This is a genomic window from Methylobacterium sp. Leaf100 (assembly GCF_001422845.1).
Lineage (GTDB): Bacteria > Pseudomonadota > Alphaproteobacteria > Rhizobiales > Beijerinckiaceae > Methylobacterium.
The window spans coordinates 549,760-563,322 of record NZ_LMMW01000012.1 but is presented as its reverse complement, the minus strand read 5'-3'; the positions used below and the strand labels follow the sequence as shown (position 1 = coordinate 563,322).

The following is a 13,563-nucleotide window of genomic DNA, read 5'->3' as shown; positions in this document are numbered from 1 at the left end:
GGGCGCCGGGACTGGATGACCGTGCCCACCAGCCTGACGGCTCGGGCAGCCTTTGACAACCGGCGCCCCGGCCGGTCCCCGTCAGGGCAGGGCCTCGAACGCCTGCATCAGCAGGGCCGCATGGAGGCCGACGGCGAGGAACGGGCCGAAGGGCAACCGGGTCGCCCCGTCGATGGACCGGCCGCGCAGGGCCGCGACGGCCAGGACGGCGAGGGCCAGGACGCTCGCCGCGAGGATCATCGCGGGCAGGCCGGCAAGGCCGGTCCAGGCAGCGCCCGCGGCGATGAACTTCACGTCGCCGAGGCCGAGGCCGACGCGGCCGCGGAGACGCGCATGCGCGGCGCGCACGGCCCACAGGACGGCGAAGGCGAGGCCCGCCGTCGCGAGGCCCTGCGCCAGGGCCGAGACGACCGCTGAGAAGACCGCCCAGGAAACCGCCGACGAGTTGCCATCCAGCGCCCGCCCCGCCGTCACGGCGAGGCCGAGGCCCAGCAGGGCGAAGTTGAGACGGTTCGGGATGATGCGCCGGCGCCCGTCGATCACCGCCACCGCCACGGTGATCGGCAGCGGCAGCAGGGCCACGATCAGCGGCGTGTCGAAGGGGACCACGCGGCGTCAGGCCGCCGTGGCCGGGGACCGGCCGACGGTGACGAACTGGCCGGGGGGAATGCGCGGTGCCGCCGCCCGCTCGGGAATTCGACGCTTGGGAGCGCCGCCTTGTGAAAGGGACGGGCCTTGCGAAAGAGACGGGCCTTGCGAAAGGGACGGGCCTTGCGAAAGGGACGGGCCTTGCGAGACGGATGGGGCTTGCGAGAAGCGCGAGGCTTGCGGAGGAACGGCGTCCTGCACCGTGGCGAGGGGATCGGCCTCGGGTTCGAGGATCTCCAGGAAGGCGGCGCGGCGGCCCGGCCGGCCCAGCTTCTTCCACAGGAGGCCCGCGCCGAGGGAGGCGGCGACGGCGGCGGCGAGCCAGAGCGCGATGAGGAGGCCGAAGGCGACCCCGCCGTTCAGTTCCCGCATGAGGCCGAGGACGAAGGCGGTGTACCACGACACCCCCGAGACCGCCCCCGAGACCAGGAACACGGCGGTGCGGCCCCGGGAGACGCCGTGCAGCATCGGCCGGCGCACGTCGCGCAGGACGCCCGGCAGCACGAGGGCGTGGATCATCAGGCCGTTGACGGTCAGCACGCTCACCACCACCACCTTGGCCCAGAGCTTGGGGTTCTCGAGCTTCTCCGGGGCCTCGATGGCGTAGAGGGCGAGGAAGCCGAGCCCCGACAGCCACAGCAGGCCGATCCCGACCGCCACCACCTTGCTGATGAAGTGGAAGGTGCGCTCGATCTCGGCCGGCATGCCGCCCCAGCGCATCCAGCGCAGGATCCAGAAATCCAGCATGGTGGCGCCGCCGAGGCCGAAGCAGAGCCCCATCAGGTGGAGGCCAACGAGGAGGGTGAGGAGCCGCACGTGCGGAAGCGGCTCGGGCAGGGGAATCCTGAGCGGTAGCGGGATGACGAGGACGTCCGCCAGGGCCGGCCCGCAGACCGTGAGGCAGACCGCTCCGGTGCAGGCCCCCACGAGGGCACGGATCGCAACGGGGCGCCCCTGATCCGTCCGCATCCGCACTGGAAGTCCTCCCGGCCCGCCGGAGACGACTCGTCCGCCGCCCATCTCTCATCGGGGACGATAACGGGAAAACTTAAGCAATCGGTATCCGTGTCGATCAGCAGAGTCTTCATGAAGTTCCGGCAGATTGAGCCTATAGCTTCAAGGGTGCTGGGACGATGGAAGTACAGATGCAATCGATCCGCGACGACGGGGAGCCCAACCCCGGGGAAGCCGGCTTCTCCCTCGTCGAGCTCCTGGTCGTCCTGGCGATCATCGGAATGATCGCCACGATGGTGACCCCACAGGTGTTGGGCTACCTCGGCCGCGCCAAGGGTGAAACCGCGCGGATCCAGATCAAGAACATCGGCCAGGCCCTGGAACTCTACTTCCTCGACCTCGGCACCTATCCGACGACGAACGAAGGCCTGTCCGCCCTCGTGGCGCCACCCGCCGGCAGCGTCGCCTGGCGCGGGCCCTACGTGCGGGACGCCAAGGGCCTGACCGACCCGTGGGGCCAGCCCTACCTCTACCGCTCCCCCGGCCTCGGCAACGCGCCCTTCGAGGTCACGGCGCGCAGCCTCGCCGGCCTGTCGGGCGAAGCCAACGCCGTCGCGGCCCGCTGAGCGGGGCTTCGCGGTGCGCCGGGCGGGGCGCCGCGGCCCATTGGGCGGCGCGTCGCGGCCCGCTGGGCGGGGCCCCCCTACCGGCGGGGCTTCTGCATCTTCACCACGGTGTTCTTCGGCTTGCCGAACGGCTTCAGGGGCGCCTTGGCCTCCAGGGCGGCCCGGGCCAGGGCCTGGGGCTGGGGCGCACCGGCGACGATGCGCCGGAGCGCGTCGGCCATCTCCTCGAGGGTCTGGGCCGCCTCGCCCTCCAGGGTCTCCTCGGGCCGGATGCCGTTGAGCTCGGGAGCGATCTCCTCGGCCGCCTCGCGCAGCTCCTCGATGAGTTCGGCGGCGGAATAGCGCGGGGGTGGGGACGTGGCCATGGCGCGACCATGCCAGCCCCGCGCCGGCCCGACAACTGGCCTCCGGACCCGAGGATCCTCGGAACCCGCGTCCACCGCACCCGGGTCCACCGGGTTCCGGCGGCGGCCCGTGAACTCTCGGGTGTCTCGGCTGTTGCGTGACCACCCGCCACCGAACGAACGGCCTTCCATGAACCGCATCGCCCTCACCGCCGCCCTCGCGGCGTTTCTCGCGGCCGGCCCCGCCTTGGCCCAGTCCGTCGCGCCCACGGGGGGCGCCGGCAACACAGGCGTGATGACCCCGGCCCTGGAGCCCGACGAGGGGATGCAGGCGAAGGACCGCCCCCTGCGCCCCGCCCCGAACGTCGTCGGCAATCCGAGCCCGGCCTCGGTTCCGGGCAGCACCCCCGGCGTCAACGTCGGCGGCACCCCGACGAGCGGCCCGCCCGGCACCGGCGGCGCGTCCGGCGGCCCCTCCCTCGGCAACCGCTAGGACCTCGTCCCGGATCGCGCATCCGGGACGGCGGTTCAGGGGCCCGCCGATGCCTCGCCTTCGACCGAGGCGCCGACATCCCCCGTTCGGGGCCTCGGCGCCTCAGCCGAGGGCGTCGGCGACGGCCTTGCCGCAGGCCTCCGTGGACGCCCGGCCGCCGAGGTCGCGCGTCCTGAGCGCCGGTTCGACGAGGACCCGCTCGATGGCCGAGACGATCTCGGCCGCGGCCGCCGTCTCGCCGAGGTGCTCGAGCATCATCGCGCCAGACCAGATCTGCCCGATGGGGTTGGCGACGCCCTGGCCGAAGATGTCGGGCGCCGAACCATGCACCGGCTCGAACAGGGACGGCTGGCTCCGGTCGGGGTTGATGTTACCCGACGGCGCGATGCCGATGGTGCCGGTGCAGGCGGGCCCGAGGTCCGACAGGATGTCGCCGAACAGGTTCGAGGCCACCACCACGTCGAAGCGGTCCGGGTTCAGCACGAAATGCGCCGCCAGGATGTCGATGTGGTACTGGTCCCAGCGCACGTCCGGATAGTGTCCCGCCATGGCCCGGACGCGCTCGTCCCAGTACGGCATGGTGATCGAGATGCCGTTCGACTTCGTCGCCGAGGTGAGATGCTTCTTCGGCCGCGTCTGGGCGAGATCGAAGGCGTAGCGCAGGATGCGGTCGACCCCGTGGCGGGTCATGATCGTTTCCTGGATGGCGAATTCCCGGTCGGTGTCGGCGAACATGCGCCCGCCTGCATTGGAATACTCGCCCTCGGTGTTCTCGCGCACGACGTAGAAGTCGATGTCGCCGGGCTTGCGGCCGACGAGGGGGCACGGCACCCCCGGCATCAGGCGGGCCGGGCGCAGGCTGACATACTGGTCGAAGGTCCGCCGGAACTGGATCAGCGAGCCCCAGAGCGAGATGTGGTCGGGCACCCGCGCGGGCATGCCGACGGCGCCGAAGAAGATCGCCCGGTGACCGGAGATCCGGTCCTTCCAATCCTCGGGCATCATCCGCCCGTGCTTGTCGTAGTAATCGCACGAGGCGAAATCGAACCATTCAAGGTCGAGGGTGAAGCCGTGGCGCCGGGCCGCCGCCTCGAGGACGCGCACGCCCTCGGGAACGACCTCGTTGCCAATGCCGTCCCCGGGCACGACGGCGATGCGATAGCGGCGATTGGTCATGGGTGCGGGTCTCCCTGGCAGGCGGGCCGCACGATAGGACGGTGGGGCGGTGCCTTGCCAGGGCGCGGCGGCCCGGTCAGTTCGGGTCCGAACGCTGCAGGAACTCGATGCGGACCGCGTCCGGCCCTTCGATGAAAACGACCCGCAGGCCCGGGCGCACGTCGGTGATGCCGGACACGATGGTGACGCCCCGGCGGCGGAGCTCGGCGTAGGTCGCGTCGATGTCGGGGACGCCGAGGCCGATGTGCTCGATGCCGAGATGCGGCGCCGGCGCGGCGGGGGTCAATCCCTCCGGCGCCTGCTCGATGAACAGGGTCAGGCCGCCAAGGTCGAGGATCACCCGGCTCACCGGGCTACCCTCGCGCCCGACTTCGCGGGCTCCGAGCTTGTCGACGTAGAATGCGCCGGCCGCGAGGGCATCGCGGCTGCGCAGGTGGAGGTGGTCGCAGTGGAGGCGGGTCGTCAGGGCCGTCATTCTCATCTCCGGGGATCGGGCGTCACCCGATGGGCGGGGGCCGCGGGCGTCAAATCCAGGCGCTAAGTCAGAGCCTGGGGATGGGGCGGCACCGCTCCTAAACGCAACCGGCGCGACGCCCCGAAGACCAACGGCAAGACCGAGCGCGTCGTCCAGACGTTCCTGCGCGAAACCGGCCTATGCCCATGCCCACGACACGTCCGATCAACGCGGAGACGAACGCTCGGCCTTCTACTTCAGGTACAACTGGCCTCGGCCTCACGGGGGCATCGACCGCCAAACCCCCATCGGCCGACTCGGATTATCCGAGGGCGACCTGCCGATGCTCCATACCAAGCCGCGCCGCGCGCGGCCGAAGCCCTATCGGGAGGCGGAGCCTCAGGCCGCTCAGGCCGCCTTCGGCCGTTCGCCTGCGGGCGCGTCCTTGAAGGCGACTCCGATGAACTCGTTGTCGATAGTCAGGCGACGCCCGACCCGGCCGCCTGGTGTGCGGATTTTGTGATCGTGAATGTGGACGCCGAAGATGTGATCGATCCACTTGGCGTTCTTGCAGAGGCGGCGTGCGCGCAGCATCGTCCAGGGCGCGATTTTGCGCAGCTCGTTCTCCGTGTTGAATTCGTTGACCGCGAGGGCCTCCCCCACCCAGGGGTTGACCGTGATGTCGCCGACGTCGTCGAGGTAGATCGGCAGAAGGGGGAGGTATTTATCGGGTGAGCCGCGGAAGATTTCCAGGGCTTGCTTGGCAGAAGAATAGTAATCCACGTCGATGGACGCGAACCCGATCGGCGCATCCACCGTCACGGTCTCGAGGAAGCGGGGCAGGGTCTCGGCGATGTCGCCGATGATCAGCTCGCAATTGACCGGGAGGTTGTTCCGCAGGCGCTCGACGTCCATGGGGAAGTCGCCGGCCTGATAGATCTCCGGTAGGTCGCGGTAGTCGATAGGCGGCGGCATTCCGGTGCCGGTGTCGAAGCCGACGACGCGGAACGTGATGCCGGTGGCCTTCGTCACGTTCTCGGCGATCCGGCAGATGTTGAGAAGCCCTGCCCCGGACGCCACGCCGAATTCGAGGATGGTCAGGCGTGTATAGCCCCATTCGCGCGCGAGGTCGGCGGCGCGCAGGATCGGGAAGGCGTATTGCGGCCGGATCACCAGATCGAAGTCGACCTTCCGACGAAAGCTTCCGAACAACGCCACGAACGCAGCAGCGATGTTCACGTGAAGGGGTTCGGTGAGTCGTTCCGCAAGGACGCGCTCGAACTTTCCGGGACTGAAGATACGCCGGACCAACGGATTCAACATGTGAAATCCTACGCCAAAAGATCTTTTCCAGCATCGGACATAAGTGACCTCTCCATGTTCCCGCAAGATTAACGCTGCACGAAAGCTTGATTATCAACAAAAACAAAGCTGCTTGACTGTTTACCAATGTTTTCATGGTAAAGAGCGTCGAAGAGGCCGTGGAATTGAGATTCCACGGCTGTATCTGTCGCGCGGGGGCTCCTGTCCGATGTACCGGTGGCACGCCGCCGGGACAGGCGCCCGCCACGGCGGAGCGTGCCCTACGCCTGCGCCCGGCCCACCGCCATCAGGGCGAAGGCGTAGATCAGGCCGACCTCCTCCAGGCGGTCGAAGCGGCCGGCCGCACCGCCGTGGCCCGCCTCCATGTTGATGCGCAGGAGCACCGGGCCGCCGCCCGTCATGGTGGCCCGCAGGCGCGCGACCCATTTGGCCGGCTCCCAGTAGGTCACGCGCGGGTCGGTGAGGCCGCCGAGCGCCAGGATCGCCGGATAGGCTCGTGCCCCCACGTTGTCGTAGGGCGAGTACGACAGGATGGTCTCGAAGGCGGCGAGGCTGTCGGCCGGGTTGCCCCATTCGGGCCATTCCGGCGGGGTCAGGGGCAGGTCGCCGTCCAGCATGGTGTTGAGCACGTCGACGAAGGGCACGTCGGCGACGATTCCGGCGAACAGCTCCGGCGCCAGGTTGGCCACCGCCCCCATGAGCATACCGCCGGCCGAGCCACCATGGGCGACGATGTTGCCGGAGCGGGTGTAGCCCGCCTCGATCAGGGCCCGCCCACACGCGACGAAGTCCGAGAAGGTGTTGGGCTTCTTGTCGCGCTTGCCGTCGAGGTACCAGTTCCAGCCCTTCTCGGTGCCGCCGCGCACGTGCGCGATGGCGTAGACGAAGCCGCGATCGACGAGGGACAGCAGGTTGGTGCGGAACGCCGCCGGCATCAGGGTGCCGTAGGAGCCGTAGCCGTAGAGCAGCAGGGGCGCCGATCCGTCGAGGACGAGGTCGCGCCGGTGCAGGAGCGAGACAGGCACGGTCTCGCCGTCCGGCGCCGTGGCGAACAGCCGGCGGGTGACGTAGTCCTCGGGCTTGTGGCCGCTCGGGATCGTCTGGCGCTTGCGCAGCTGCCGCGAGCGGGTGACGCAATCGTAGTCGTAGGTCTCGGCCGGCGTGGTCATCGACGAGTAGGTGAAGCGGATCACCGCCGTCTCGAACTCGTGACCGGGCTGCAGCCCGAGGGAATAGGCCTCCTCGGCGAAGGCCACCACGTGCTCGGAGCCCGCCATGTCGCGCACGACGATGCGGGGCCGGGCGTTCTCGATCTCCAACCGCACGATGTGCTCGGCGATGATGTGCTGGTGGCGGATCATCACGCCGGTCCGGTGCGGCACCACGTCGGTCCAGTTCTCGCGGCCGGGCGCCTCGATCCGGGCGGTGGCGATCTTGAAGTCCACCGCCCCGTCGGCGTTGGTGAGAATGAAGAGGTGAGGGCCCCAGTTCTCGACGGAATAGATGAGCAGGGGCGTGCGCGGCTGCACCAGCACGGGCGCCGCATCGGGGGCGCCCCGGTCGAGGAGGCGGACCTCCGAGGTCTCGTGGTCGCTCGCCGTGATGGCGAGGTGGTCGCCCGACTGGGTCTCCTCGATGTGGACGAAGAAGCCCGAATCCGGCTCCTCGTAGAGCAGCACGTCCTCGGCCTGCGGGGTGCCGAGGCGGTGGCGCAGGACCCGGGCCGGGCGGTGGTTGCTGTCGAGGGCGACGTAATGGAACGCGCTGCCGTCCTTGGTCCACACCACTTCGCCCGTGGTCGCCTCGATGCGGTCGTGGCCGTCGAGGCCGGTGTCGAGGTCGCGCACCCGGATGGTGTGCAACTCCGAGCCGTTGGTGTCGGCGCTCCAGGCCAGCCGCGCGTGGTCGTCGGAATGGACAGCCGCCGCGATCTCGAAGAAGGCCAGACCCGCCCCCTCCCGGTCGCCGTCGAGGAGAATGACCTCGCCCTCCTCGGGGCCGCCCTCGGCGGCGGTCTCGGCGCCTTGCCCCGGGATCACCACCACGGTGCGGGGCCGCCGGCACACCAGGGGATGCTGGCCGCCGTCGCGGTGCCGGGTGTAGTAGGCGAACGGCCCGTCGGGCTCGGGCACGCCGCTGTCGTCCTCGCGGATGCGCCCGCGCATCTCGGCCACCAGGGTCTTTCGCAGGGCGGCGACGGGTTCCAGGGCGGCGTCCGCGTAGGCGTTCTCGGCTTTCAGGTAGGCGCCGATCTCGTCCGGCAGGGCGGCCGGGTCCTTGAGGACGGCGCGCCAGTTTTCCGCCTTGAGCCAGGCGTAATCGTCGATAGTCGTGCGGCCGTGGACCGTGAAGGCATGGGGCCGCGCTTCGGCCACCGGTGCCGCTGACGGAACTGTGATGGGAATACGGTCGGTTACCATGGCCAAAATCCTCGGATCGGGCTGGCGCGGCGCGGGGCGGGCATGCTTCGCATGATCGAACCGGCGTGCCCGCCACTCGTCACAGCCATGTGCAGCGCCGGGAGGGGGCCGGCAAGGGGCCTCCGACCGGGACGGAGCCCTGGACCGGGGACGATCGGAGCGGACGCGGGCTGGCGGGGACAAGACGATTCATCGTTACGGCAAGCCGTTTCGTCGCCGCGATGAGCCCTCGCGGCTCCCGAGAATGAGCTGAAAAGTACATGATTGTACAGCTCAGGACATTGCGCGCCGTGTGCAGATGTGTCCGTGCAATTGTGTTCGATGAATTATTATTCAGTGCAACGGCGCGACGCAAGATGGTTTCGACTGCCTTGTCCTGCGCTGGAGGAATGATTAATTGCTTCCCGTCCCATGGCAGGGTGCGTCGCTATAGATTACACTCCTTCGGGAGAGCGGACGTTGATGCTGCAAACCATCATCAACCCATCGAGGCATTGGGCGCCAGACCGATCGGGCTTTTTCGTCCCGGGGGGATCTGTGCATTTAAGGAAACGCTAAGACTATGACTGAATTTGAAAATTCGGCGGATTACGTGGAACTGACGGTCGACATCGTTTCGGCCTACGTGAGCAACAACCCGGTTCCCCCGGCGGAGCTAGCCCAGCTCATCGGCCGGGTCCACGCCTCGCTGATCCAGATCGGCAGCGGCCAGGAGGAGCCGAAGGCTCCGTCCGCTCCGCAGCAGCCGGCGGTCTCCGTCAAGAAATCCGTGACGGCGGACCACATCATCTGCCTGGAAGACGGACGCGTGTTCAAGTCGCTCAAGCGTCACTTGCGCGCGAAGTACGACATGAGCCCCGAGCAGTATCGTGCGAAGTGGGGCCTGCCGCCGGACTATCCGATGGTCGCCCCGAACTACGCCAAGGCCCGGTCCGACCTTGCCAAGGCCATCGGCCTCGGCCAGACCCGCAACGGAAACTACGACGAAGCCGCCTGAGGGCGGTCCGGCATCGCACGAAGGTCTGCCGTCGAGGCGGCGACTTCGAGGCGATGCCTCGCACCGGGCGGAGCCACAGCATCCGCCCGGAGAATTATGTCCGGGCAATGGGAAATCGGGCTTGATTTAGGACTTATATCCTTTATCATGGGTTGCAGGGCGATGAGCTGGCCCGCGTTGCTCGTGGAACAAATCATGAACAAAATTCGATCCGTTGCGTCGACTTCCCGCACTACGGTCCGTCCGGCCGGCTTGGCGCCGGTTCTCGGGCGCGACGCCAGGCACCTCCTCGCGGCCCTGGCCGAAGAGGGCGCCTACGCGCTGCCCGATCCGACGGCGGACGGCGCCGGCACGGAGGGCGGGTTCATCGTGCGGGTGGGCGGAGCCGGCGTGTCCCTCGGGGCCGGGCGCTTTCCCGCCGCAGCCGGGGCGGCGCTCCTGTCCGCCGACCTCGCGGAACGGGCGGCCGGCCGCAACGCGCGCCTCACCCTCAGCCCGGCCGGGCTCGCCCGCCTGCGGCGCGAGCGGGCGGGCACCCATCCGCCCTACCTCGCCCAGCACCTCGACCTCGTCGGCGAGGGTGGCGCCCGGCAAGGCGCCCGCGAAGGGCGTCCCTTACGCGACGCCGCCGAGAGCCCGCTGGCATGGATGGCCCGGCGCCGGGACCGGGACGGCGTGCCGCTCATCGACGCCGCCTGCTACGAGGCCGGCGAACGCCTGCGCCGCGACCTGACCCGGGCGGTGATGATGCCGCGCATGGGGGCGGATTGGAGCGGGCCGAAGGTCGACGGCTCGGGGCCGCGCGATCCGTCGAGCGCCTCCGACGCCATGCTGGCGGCGCGCCAGCGCGTACGCACGGCCCTGGCCGCCGTGGGCAGCGACCTCTCGGGCCTGCTCATCGACCTCTGCGGCTTCCTGAAAGGGCTGGAGCGCATCGAGGCCGAGCGGCGCTGGCCGGCGCGCTCGGCCAAGGTGGTGGCCCGCATCGCGCTGGCGCGTCTCGCCGAACATTACGGCTTCGAGCGCGAGGCCGTGGGGCCGGACCGGGGCCGGATGCGCCTGTGGCGGGACGCTGCGGCGCTCTGATTTTCCGCATCCGTCCGAACGGGCCCGGCCGATGCGACGCTCACGCCGCCAGGAGCCGGGCCGCGTCGTGATGGATGCGCTCGGCCATGGCGCGCACGCCGTTGGACCGCTTCGAGGTGAGGTGGGCGCCGAGCCCGATCTCCTTGAACACCCCGAACACGTCGACGGCGCCAATCTCCTGCGCCGTCTTGCCGTCGTGAAGGGCCATCACCAGGGCGATCAGCCCCTTGGTCACCGTGGAATCGCTGGTGCCGCGCAGGCTCAGCCGCGGTGGCTCCTGTGCCTCGTCCATGCGGGACGCCACCCAGACCTGGCTCTCGCAGCCGTGGACCCGGTTGTGCTCGGTGAGGAGATCCTCCGGAAACGGCGGCAGGGCGCGACCGAGTTCGATGAGGTACTCGATCTGGTCCGGTCCCTCGTCCAGGATTCCGAAATTCTCGATGATGGTCTCGATGGGCGGCAGCATGGATGGGGGCGGTCTCGCGATCGGGCTGGGCTTCCTCCGATATAGGCCTCCCGCCGGCGGATGCGACCCCGAAGCGCCGCCCGCGTCGGGGATGCGCAGGGCTCGGGAGCCCCGTCAGGCCGTCCGGTCGAGGGGGCGCTCGGTCGTCGCGCGGGCGGCGGCCGCCTGCTCGGCGTAGGCGCGGGCCTTGAGGATCACCGGATCGGGCAGCTGGATCACCACGTCGCCCGATGCCGGATCGACCTCCTGATAGACCACCGTGCGGGTGTCCCGGTCGATGCGGACGCGGGCCTCGTTCGGCGTCACCGCCGCGTCCGGCTCCGGCCGGGGCGCGTCACGCTCCGGATTGCGGATGTCGACGCGCACGGCGGGCGCGAGGGGCTCCGGCGCGGCGACGGGGGCGACGGGGGCCGGACCCGCGCCCGGTCCCCGGAACGCCGGGGTCGCGGTGATGGTCGAGATCTGCATCGTTCGCCCCGCGCCTCCTTGGATGACAGGATACCAGTCCGAGAGACCAGTGAACGCGCGGGGCCTGAATCGAGTCTTAAGGAATCGTCCCCGCCCACCGGTCCGTGCGTGTGTCGTCAAGGGAGCGTTGCGGCCATCCATCGAATCTTAGGAGTCGGGGCGGGCGTTTCAGATCTCCACCGGCGCGGTACTCCCGCCGGTGCCGATGCCCTGGGGATCGAACGCGACGCTCTTCACCACGGCGAAGACCGGGCGGCCCGGCGTGAGCGCGAGGTCGCGCACGGAGGCCTGCGTGAGGCGGGCGGCCAGCGCCACGCCGCCGCACGCGAGTGTGACGCGCACGGCCCCGTCCCCGAGGGGCGCGAGATCCCGCACGGTCCCGGCGAGCACGTTGCGGGCGCTGAGGCCCACGGGGATCTCGATCGCCACCAGCACGTCGCGGGCCGGCACGAGGAGGCGCACCGCCGTGCCGACGGCGCGGTCGAGGCGGGGGACGCTCAAGGTTCCGACGGCACCGGAGAGCCGGGTGAGGCCCGAGGCGGAATCGTGCCCGGCCACCACCATGTCGAGGCGGCTGCCGCCCTGCGCGGCGTGCTCGGGGCCGAGTTCGCCGATGCGCAGCAGGGTCTCGGCCGGGCCGGCGGCGGCGACGCGCCCGGCCTCCAGCACCACGAGGGTGTCGGCGAGGCGCGCCACCTCCGACACGGCGTGGCTGACATACACGATGGGCAGGCCGGCGGCGTCGCGCAGGCGCTCGATGAGGGGCAGTATCTCGGCCTTGCGGGCCGCGTCGAGGGCGGCGAGCGGCTCGTCCATGAGGAGCAGGCGCGGGCGCGACAGCAGCGCCCGGCCGATGGCGATGCGCTGGCCCTCGCCCCCCGACAGGCCGGCGGCGCGCCGGGCCAGGAGATGGCCGATGCCCAGCAGCCCGACCACGTCGTCGAAGCCGAGGCCGGGGCTCTCCGCGTCGCCGCGGGCGAAGAACCGCCGGCCGTAATCGAGGTTCTGGCGCACGCTGAGATGCGGCAGCAGCCGGGCTTCCTGGAACACCACGCCGATGCGGCGGCGATGGACGGGGAGGGCGATGCCGCCTTGCGTATCGAGGAGGGTCCGCCCGTCGACGACGATGCGGCCCCGGTCGGGCCGCGCGAGGCCCGCGAGGCAATCGATCACCGTGGTCTTGCCCGAGCCCGAGGGCCCGAACAGGGCGGTGAGGCCGGAGGGCGCCGTGAAGGCGACGTCGAGCCGGAAGGCGCCGCGCGCTAGGGCGGCCTCGAACCGGAGGCTCATCCGGCCCCCAGCCGGCGGGCGAGGCGCCGGGCCAGGAGTTCGGAGGCGAGGAGCGCCGCCATGGAGAGGGCCACGGAGACGAGGGTGAGGCGTAAGGCCCCGGCCTCGCCGCCCGGCACCTGGGTCAGGCTGTAGATGGCCGACGGCAGGGTCTGGGTCTCGCCGGGGATGTTCGACACGAAGGTGATGGTGGCGCCGAACTCGCCCATGGCCTTGGCGAAGGCCAGCACCGCCCCGGCGAGCACGCCCGGGAGCGCGAGCGGCAGGGTCACGGTGCGGAACACCGCCCACGGCGAGGCCCCCAGGGTCGCCGCCGCCTGCTCGACCCGCCGGTCCACGGCCTCGATGGACAGGCGCATGGCCCGCACCATGAGAGGGAACCCCATCACCGCGCAGGCGAGCGCCGCCCCGGTCCAACGGAACGACAGCACGATGCCGGCCTCGGCCAGCGCCGCCCCGAAGGTGCCGCGCCGGCCGAAGGCGAGGAGCAGGAGATAGCCCGTCACCACCGGCGGCAGGATCAGGGGCAGGTGCACGAGCCCGTCGAGGAGACTGCGCCCGGGAAAGCGTTTTCGCGCCAGCAGCCAGGCGACCGCCAGGCCGGGACCGAGGCTCGCCACCGTCGCCACCGCCGCCACCCGCAGGCTGAGGGCGATGGCGGTCCACTCGTCGGGCGTGAGGCCGAGGGCGAGGCCGGGAATGTCCAAGGCGCAGTCCGGGGTAAGGGCGCGGCGGATCGCGGATCGGTCGCCAAGCTACGCGGTTTAACGGGCGCTGCCCACGATGCCACCCATGGGCCCGCGCCGCCGGAGACGGCG

The 13,563-nt window shown here is 70.4% G+C and carries 15 protein-coding genes and 1 pseudogene; 5 read left to right on the top strand and 11 right to left on the bottom strand.

The window, feature by feature from the left end:
- Positions 1–81 precede the first annotated feature (81 nt).
- Together ASF25_RS10605 and ASF25_RS23575 are read right to left on the bottom strand one after the other, a co-directional pair.
- Positions 82–609 (bottom strand): A24 family peptidase, encoded by a 528-nt coding sequence (locus tag ASF25_RS10605; protein WP_056304546.1) that lies wholly within the window; start codon positions 607–609, stop codon positions 82–84.
- Between the two features lie 6 nt (positions 610–615).
- Positions 616–1,617 carry a hypothetical protein gene (locus ASF25_RS23575; protein ID WP_244472975.1) on the bottom strand — a complete coding sequence of 334 codons (1,002 nt, stop codon included), beginning with the start codon at positions 1,615–1,617 and terminating at the stop codon, positions 616–618.
- A gap of 176 nt (positions 1,618–1,793) precedes the next feature.
- On the opposite strand from ASF25_RS23575, the gene gspG reads away from it, so the two are divergent.
- Positions 1,794–2,228 (top strand): type II secretion system major pseudopilin GspG, encoded by a 435-nt coding sequence (gene gspG, locus ASF25_RS10595; RefSeq protein WP_156368931.1) that lies wholly within the window; start codon positions 1,794–1,796, stop codon positions 2,226–2,228.
- A 77-nt stretch (positions 2,229–2,305) separates the two neighbouring features.
- Here gspG and ASF25_RS10590 read toward each other — a convergent pair whose 3' ends face one another.
- Positions 2,306–2,593, bottom strand: a complete 288-nt coding sequence (locus tag ASF25_RS10590) for a hypothetical protein (RefSeq protein WP_056304545.1) — start codon at positions 2,591–2,593, stop codon at positions 2,306–2,308.
- Positions 2,594–2,762: 169 nt separating this feature from the next.
- Here ASF25_RS10590 and ASF25_RS10585 point away from each other — a divergent pair, with 169 nt between their 5' ends.
- Complete coding sequence (locus tag ASF25_RS10585; protein WP_056304544.1) at positions 2,763–3,065, top strand: hypothetical protein; 303 nt, start codon at positions 2,763–2,765, stop codon at positions 3,063–3,065.
- A gap of 102 nt (positions 3,066–3,167) precedes the next feature.
- Here the strand turns inward: ASF25_RS10585 and ASF25_RS10580 are convergent, their stop codons facing one another.
- Together ASF25_RS10580 and ASF25_RS10575 are read right to left on the bottom strand one after the other, a co-directional pair.
- The gene (locus ASF25_RS10580) at positions 3,168–4,241 is read right to left on the bottom strand and encodes a tartrate dehydrogenase (RefSeq protein ID WP_056304543.1); all 1,074 of its coding nucleotides are present in this window, start codon (positions 4,239–4,241) and stop codon (positions 3,168–3,170) included.
- Between the two features lie 76 nt (positions 4,242–4,317).
- A complete protein-coding gene (locus ASF25_RS10575; RefSeq protein ID WP_056304542.1) occupies positions 4,318–4,716 on the bottom strand; it encodes a VOC family protein in 399 nt (132 codons plus the stop codon).
- A gap of 120 nt (positions 4,717–4,836) precedes the next feature.
- Here ASF25_RS10575 and ASF25_RS23570 point away from each other — a divergent pair.
- Positions 4,837–5,050, top strand: a pseudogene (locus ASF25_RS23570) (integrase core domain-containing protein); the annotation flags it as partial.
- Positions 5,051–5,103: 53 nt separating this feature from the next.
- On the opposite strand, the gene ASF25_RS10570 reads toward ASF25_RS23570, so the two are convergent.
- Both ASF25_RS10570 and ASF25_RS10565 read right to left on the bottom strand, forming a co-directional pair.
- The gene (locus ASF25_RS10570; RefSeq protein WP_200927291.1) at positions 5,104–5,934 is read right to left on the bottom strand and encodes a hypothetical protein; all 831 of its coding nucleotides are present in this window, start codon (positions 5,932–5,934) and stop codon (positions 5,104–5,106) included.
- Between the two features lie 344 nt (positions 5,935–6,278).
- Positions 6,279–8,438: a S9 family peptidase gene (locus tag ASF25_RS10565; protein ID WP_056304541.1), complete on the bottom strand. Its 2,160-nt coding sequence runs from the start codon at positions 8,436–8,438 to the stop codon at positions 6,279–6,281.
- A 562-nt stretch (positions 8,439–9,000) separates the two neighbouring features.
- Between ASF25_RS10565 and ASF25_RS10560 the strand changes: the two genes are divergently transcribed.
- Together ASF25_RS10560 and ASF25_RS10555 are read left to right on the top strand one after the other, a co-directional pair.
- Positions 9,001–9,435, top strand: a complete 435-nt coding sequence (locus ASF25_RS10560) for a MucR family transcriptional regulator (protein WP_056170448.1) — start codon at positions 9,001–9,003, stop codon at positions 9,433–9,435.
- A gap of 195 nt (positions 9,436–9,630) precedes the next feature.
- The gene (locus ASF25_RS10555; RefSeq protein ID WP_244472974.1) at positions 9,631–10,521 is read left to right on the top strand and encodes a DUF6456 domain-containing protein; all 891 of its coding nucleotides are present in this window, start codon (positions 9,631–9,633) and stop codon (positions 10,519–10,521) included.
- Positions 10,522–10,561: 40 nt separating this feature from the next.
- On the opposite strand, the gene ASF25_RS10550 is transcribed toward ASF25_RS10555, so the two are convergent.
- The 4 genes from ASF25_RS10550 to modB all read right to left on the bottom strand — a co-directional run bounded on the left by ASF25_RS10550 (position 10,562) and on the right by modB (position 13,452).
- Positions 10,562–10,987, bottom strand: coding sequence for a SufE family protein (locus ASF25_RS10550; protein ID WP_056260797.1), 426 nt, complete (start codon positions 10,985–10,987; stop codon positions 10,562–10,564).
- Positions 10,988–11,101: 114 nt separating this feature from the next.
- Entirely contained in the window at positions 11,102–11,455 is a 354-nt protein-coding gene (locus ASF25_RS10545) for a hypothetical protein (RefSeq protein ID WP_056170438.1), read from the bottom strand.
- Between the two features lie 168 nt (positions 11,456–11,623).
- Entirely contained in the window at positions 11,624–12,745 is a 1,122-nt protein-coding gene (gene modC, locus ASF25_RS10540; protein WP_056304539.1) for a molybdenum ABC transporter ATP-binding protein, read from the bottom strand.
- Complete coding sequence (gene modB, locus ASF25_RS10535) at positions 12,742–13,452, bottom strand: molybdate ABC transporter permease subunit (RefSeq protein ID WP_244472973.1); 711 nt, start codon at positions 13,450–13,452, stop codon at positions 12,742–12,744. The genes modC and modB overlap by 4 nt, the downstream gene beginning before the upstream one ends.
- Positions 13,453–13,563: the final 111 nt, after the last annotated feature.

Coding starts and splice junctions, on each gene's coding strand:
- ASF25_RS23575 (WP_244472975.1), bottom strand. CDS start 1,617: ATGCGGACGGATCAGGGGCGCCCCGTTGCGATCCGTGCCCTCGTGGGG.
- gspG (WP_156368931.1), top strand. CDS start 1,794: ATGCAATCGATCCGCGACGACGGGGAGCCCAACCCCGGGGAAGCCGGC.
- ASF25_RS10590 (WP_056304545.1), bottom strand. CDS start 2,593: ATGGCCACGTCCCCACCCCCGCGCTATTCCGCCGCCGAACTCATCGAG.
- ASF25_RS10585 (WP_056304544.1), top strand. CDS start 2,763: ATGAACCGCATCGCCCTCACCGCCGCCCTCGCGGCGTTTCTCGCGGCC.
- ASF25_RS10580 (WP_056304543.1), bottom strand. CDS start 4,241: ATGACCAATCGCCGCTATCGCATCGCCGTCGTGCCCGGGGACGGCATT.
- ASF25_RS10575 (WP_056304542.1), bottom strand. CDS start 4,716: ATGACGGCCCTGACGACCCGCCTCCACTGCGACCACCTCCACCTGCGC.
- ASF25_RS10565 (WP_056304541.1), bottom strand. CDS start 8,438: ATGGTAACCGACCGTATTCCCATCACAGTTCCGTCAGCGGCACCGGTG.
- ASF25_RS10560 (WP_056170448.1), top strand. CDS start 9,001: ATGACTGAATTTGAAAATTCGGCGGATTACGTGGAACTGACGGTCGAC.
- ASF25_RS10555 (WP_244472974.1), top strand. CDS start 9,631: ATGAACAAAATTCGATCCGTTGCGTCGACTTCCCGCACTACGGTCCGT.
- ASF25_RS10550 (WP_056260797.1), bottom strand. CDS start 10,987: ATGCTGCCGCCCATCGAGACCATCATCGAGAATTTCGGAATCCTGGAC.
- ASF25_RS10545 (WP_056170438.1), bottom strand. CDS start 11,455: ATGCAGATCTCGACCATCACCGCGACCCCGGCGTTCCGGGGACCGGGC.
- modC (WP_056304539.1), bottom strand. CDS start 12,745: ATGAGCCTCCGGTTCGAGGCCGCCCTAGCGCGCGGCGCCTTCCGGCTC.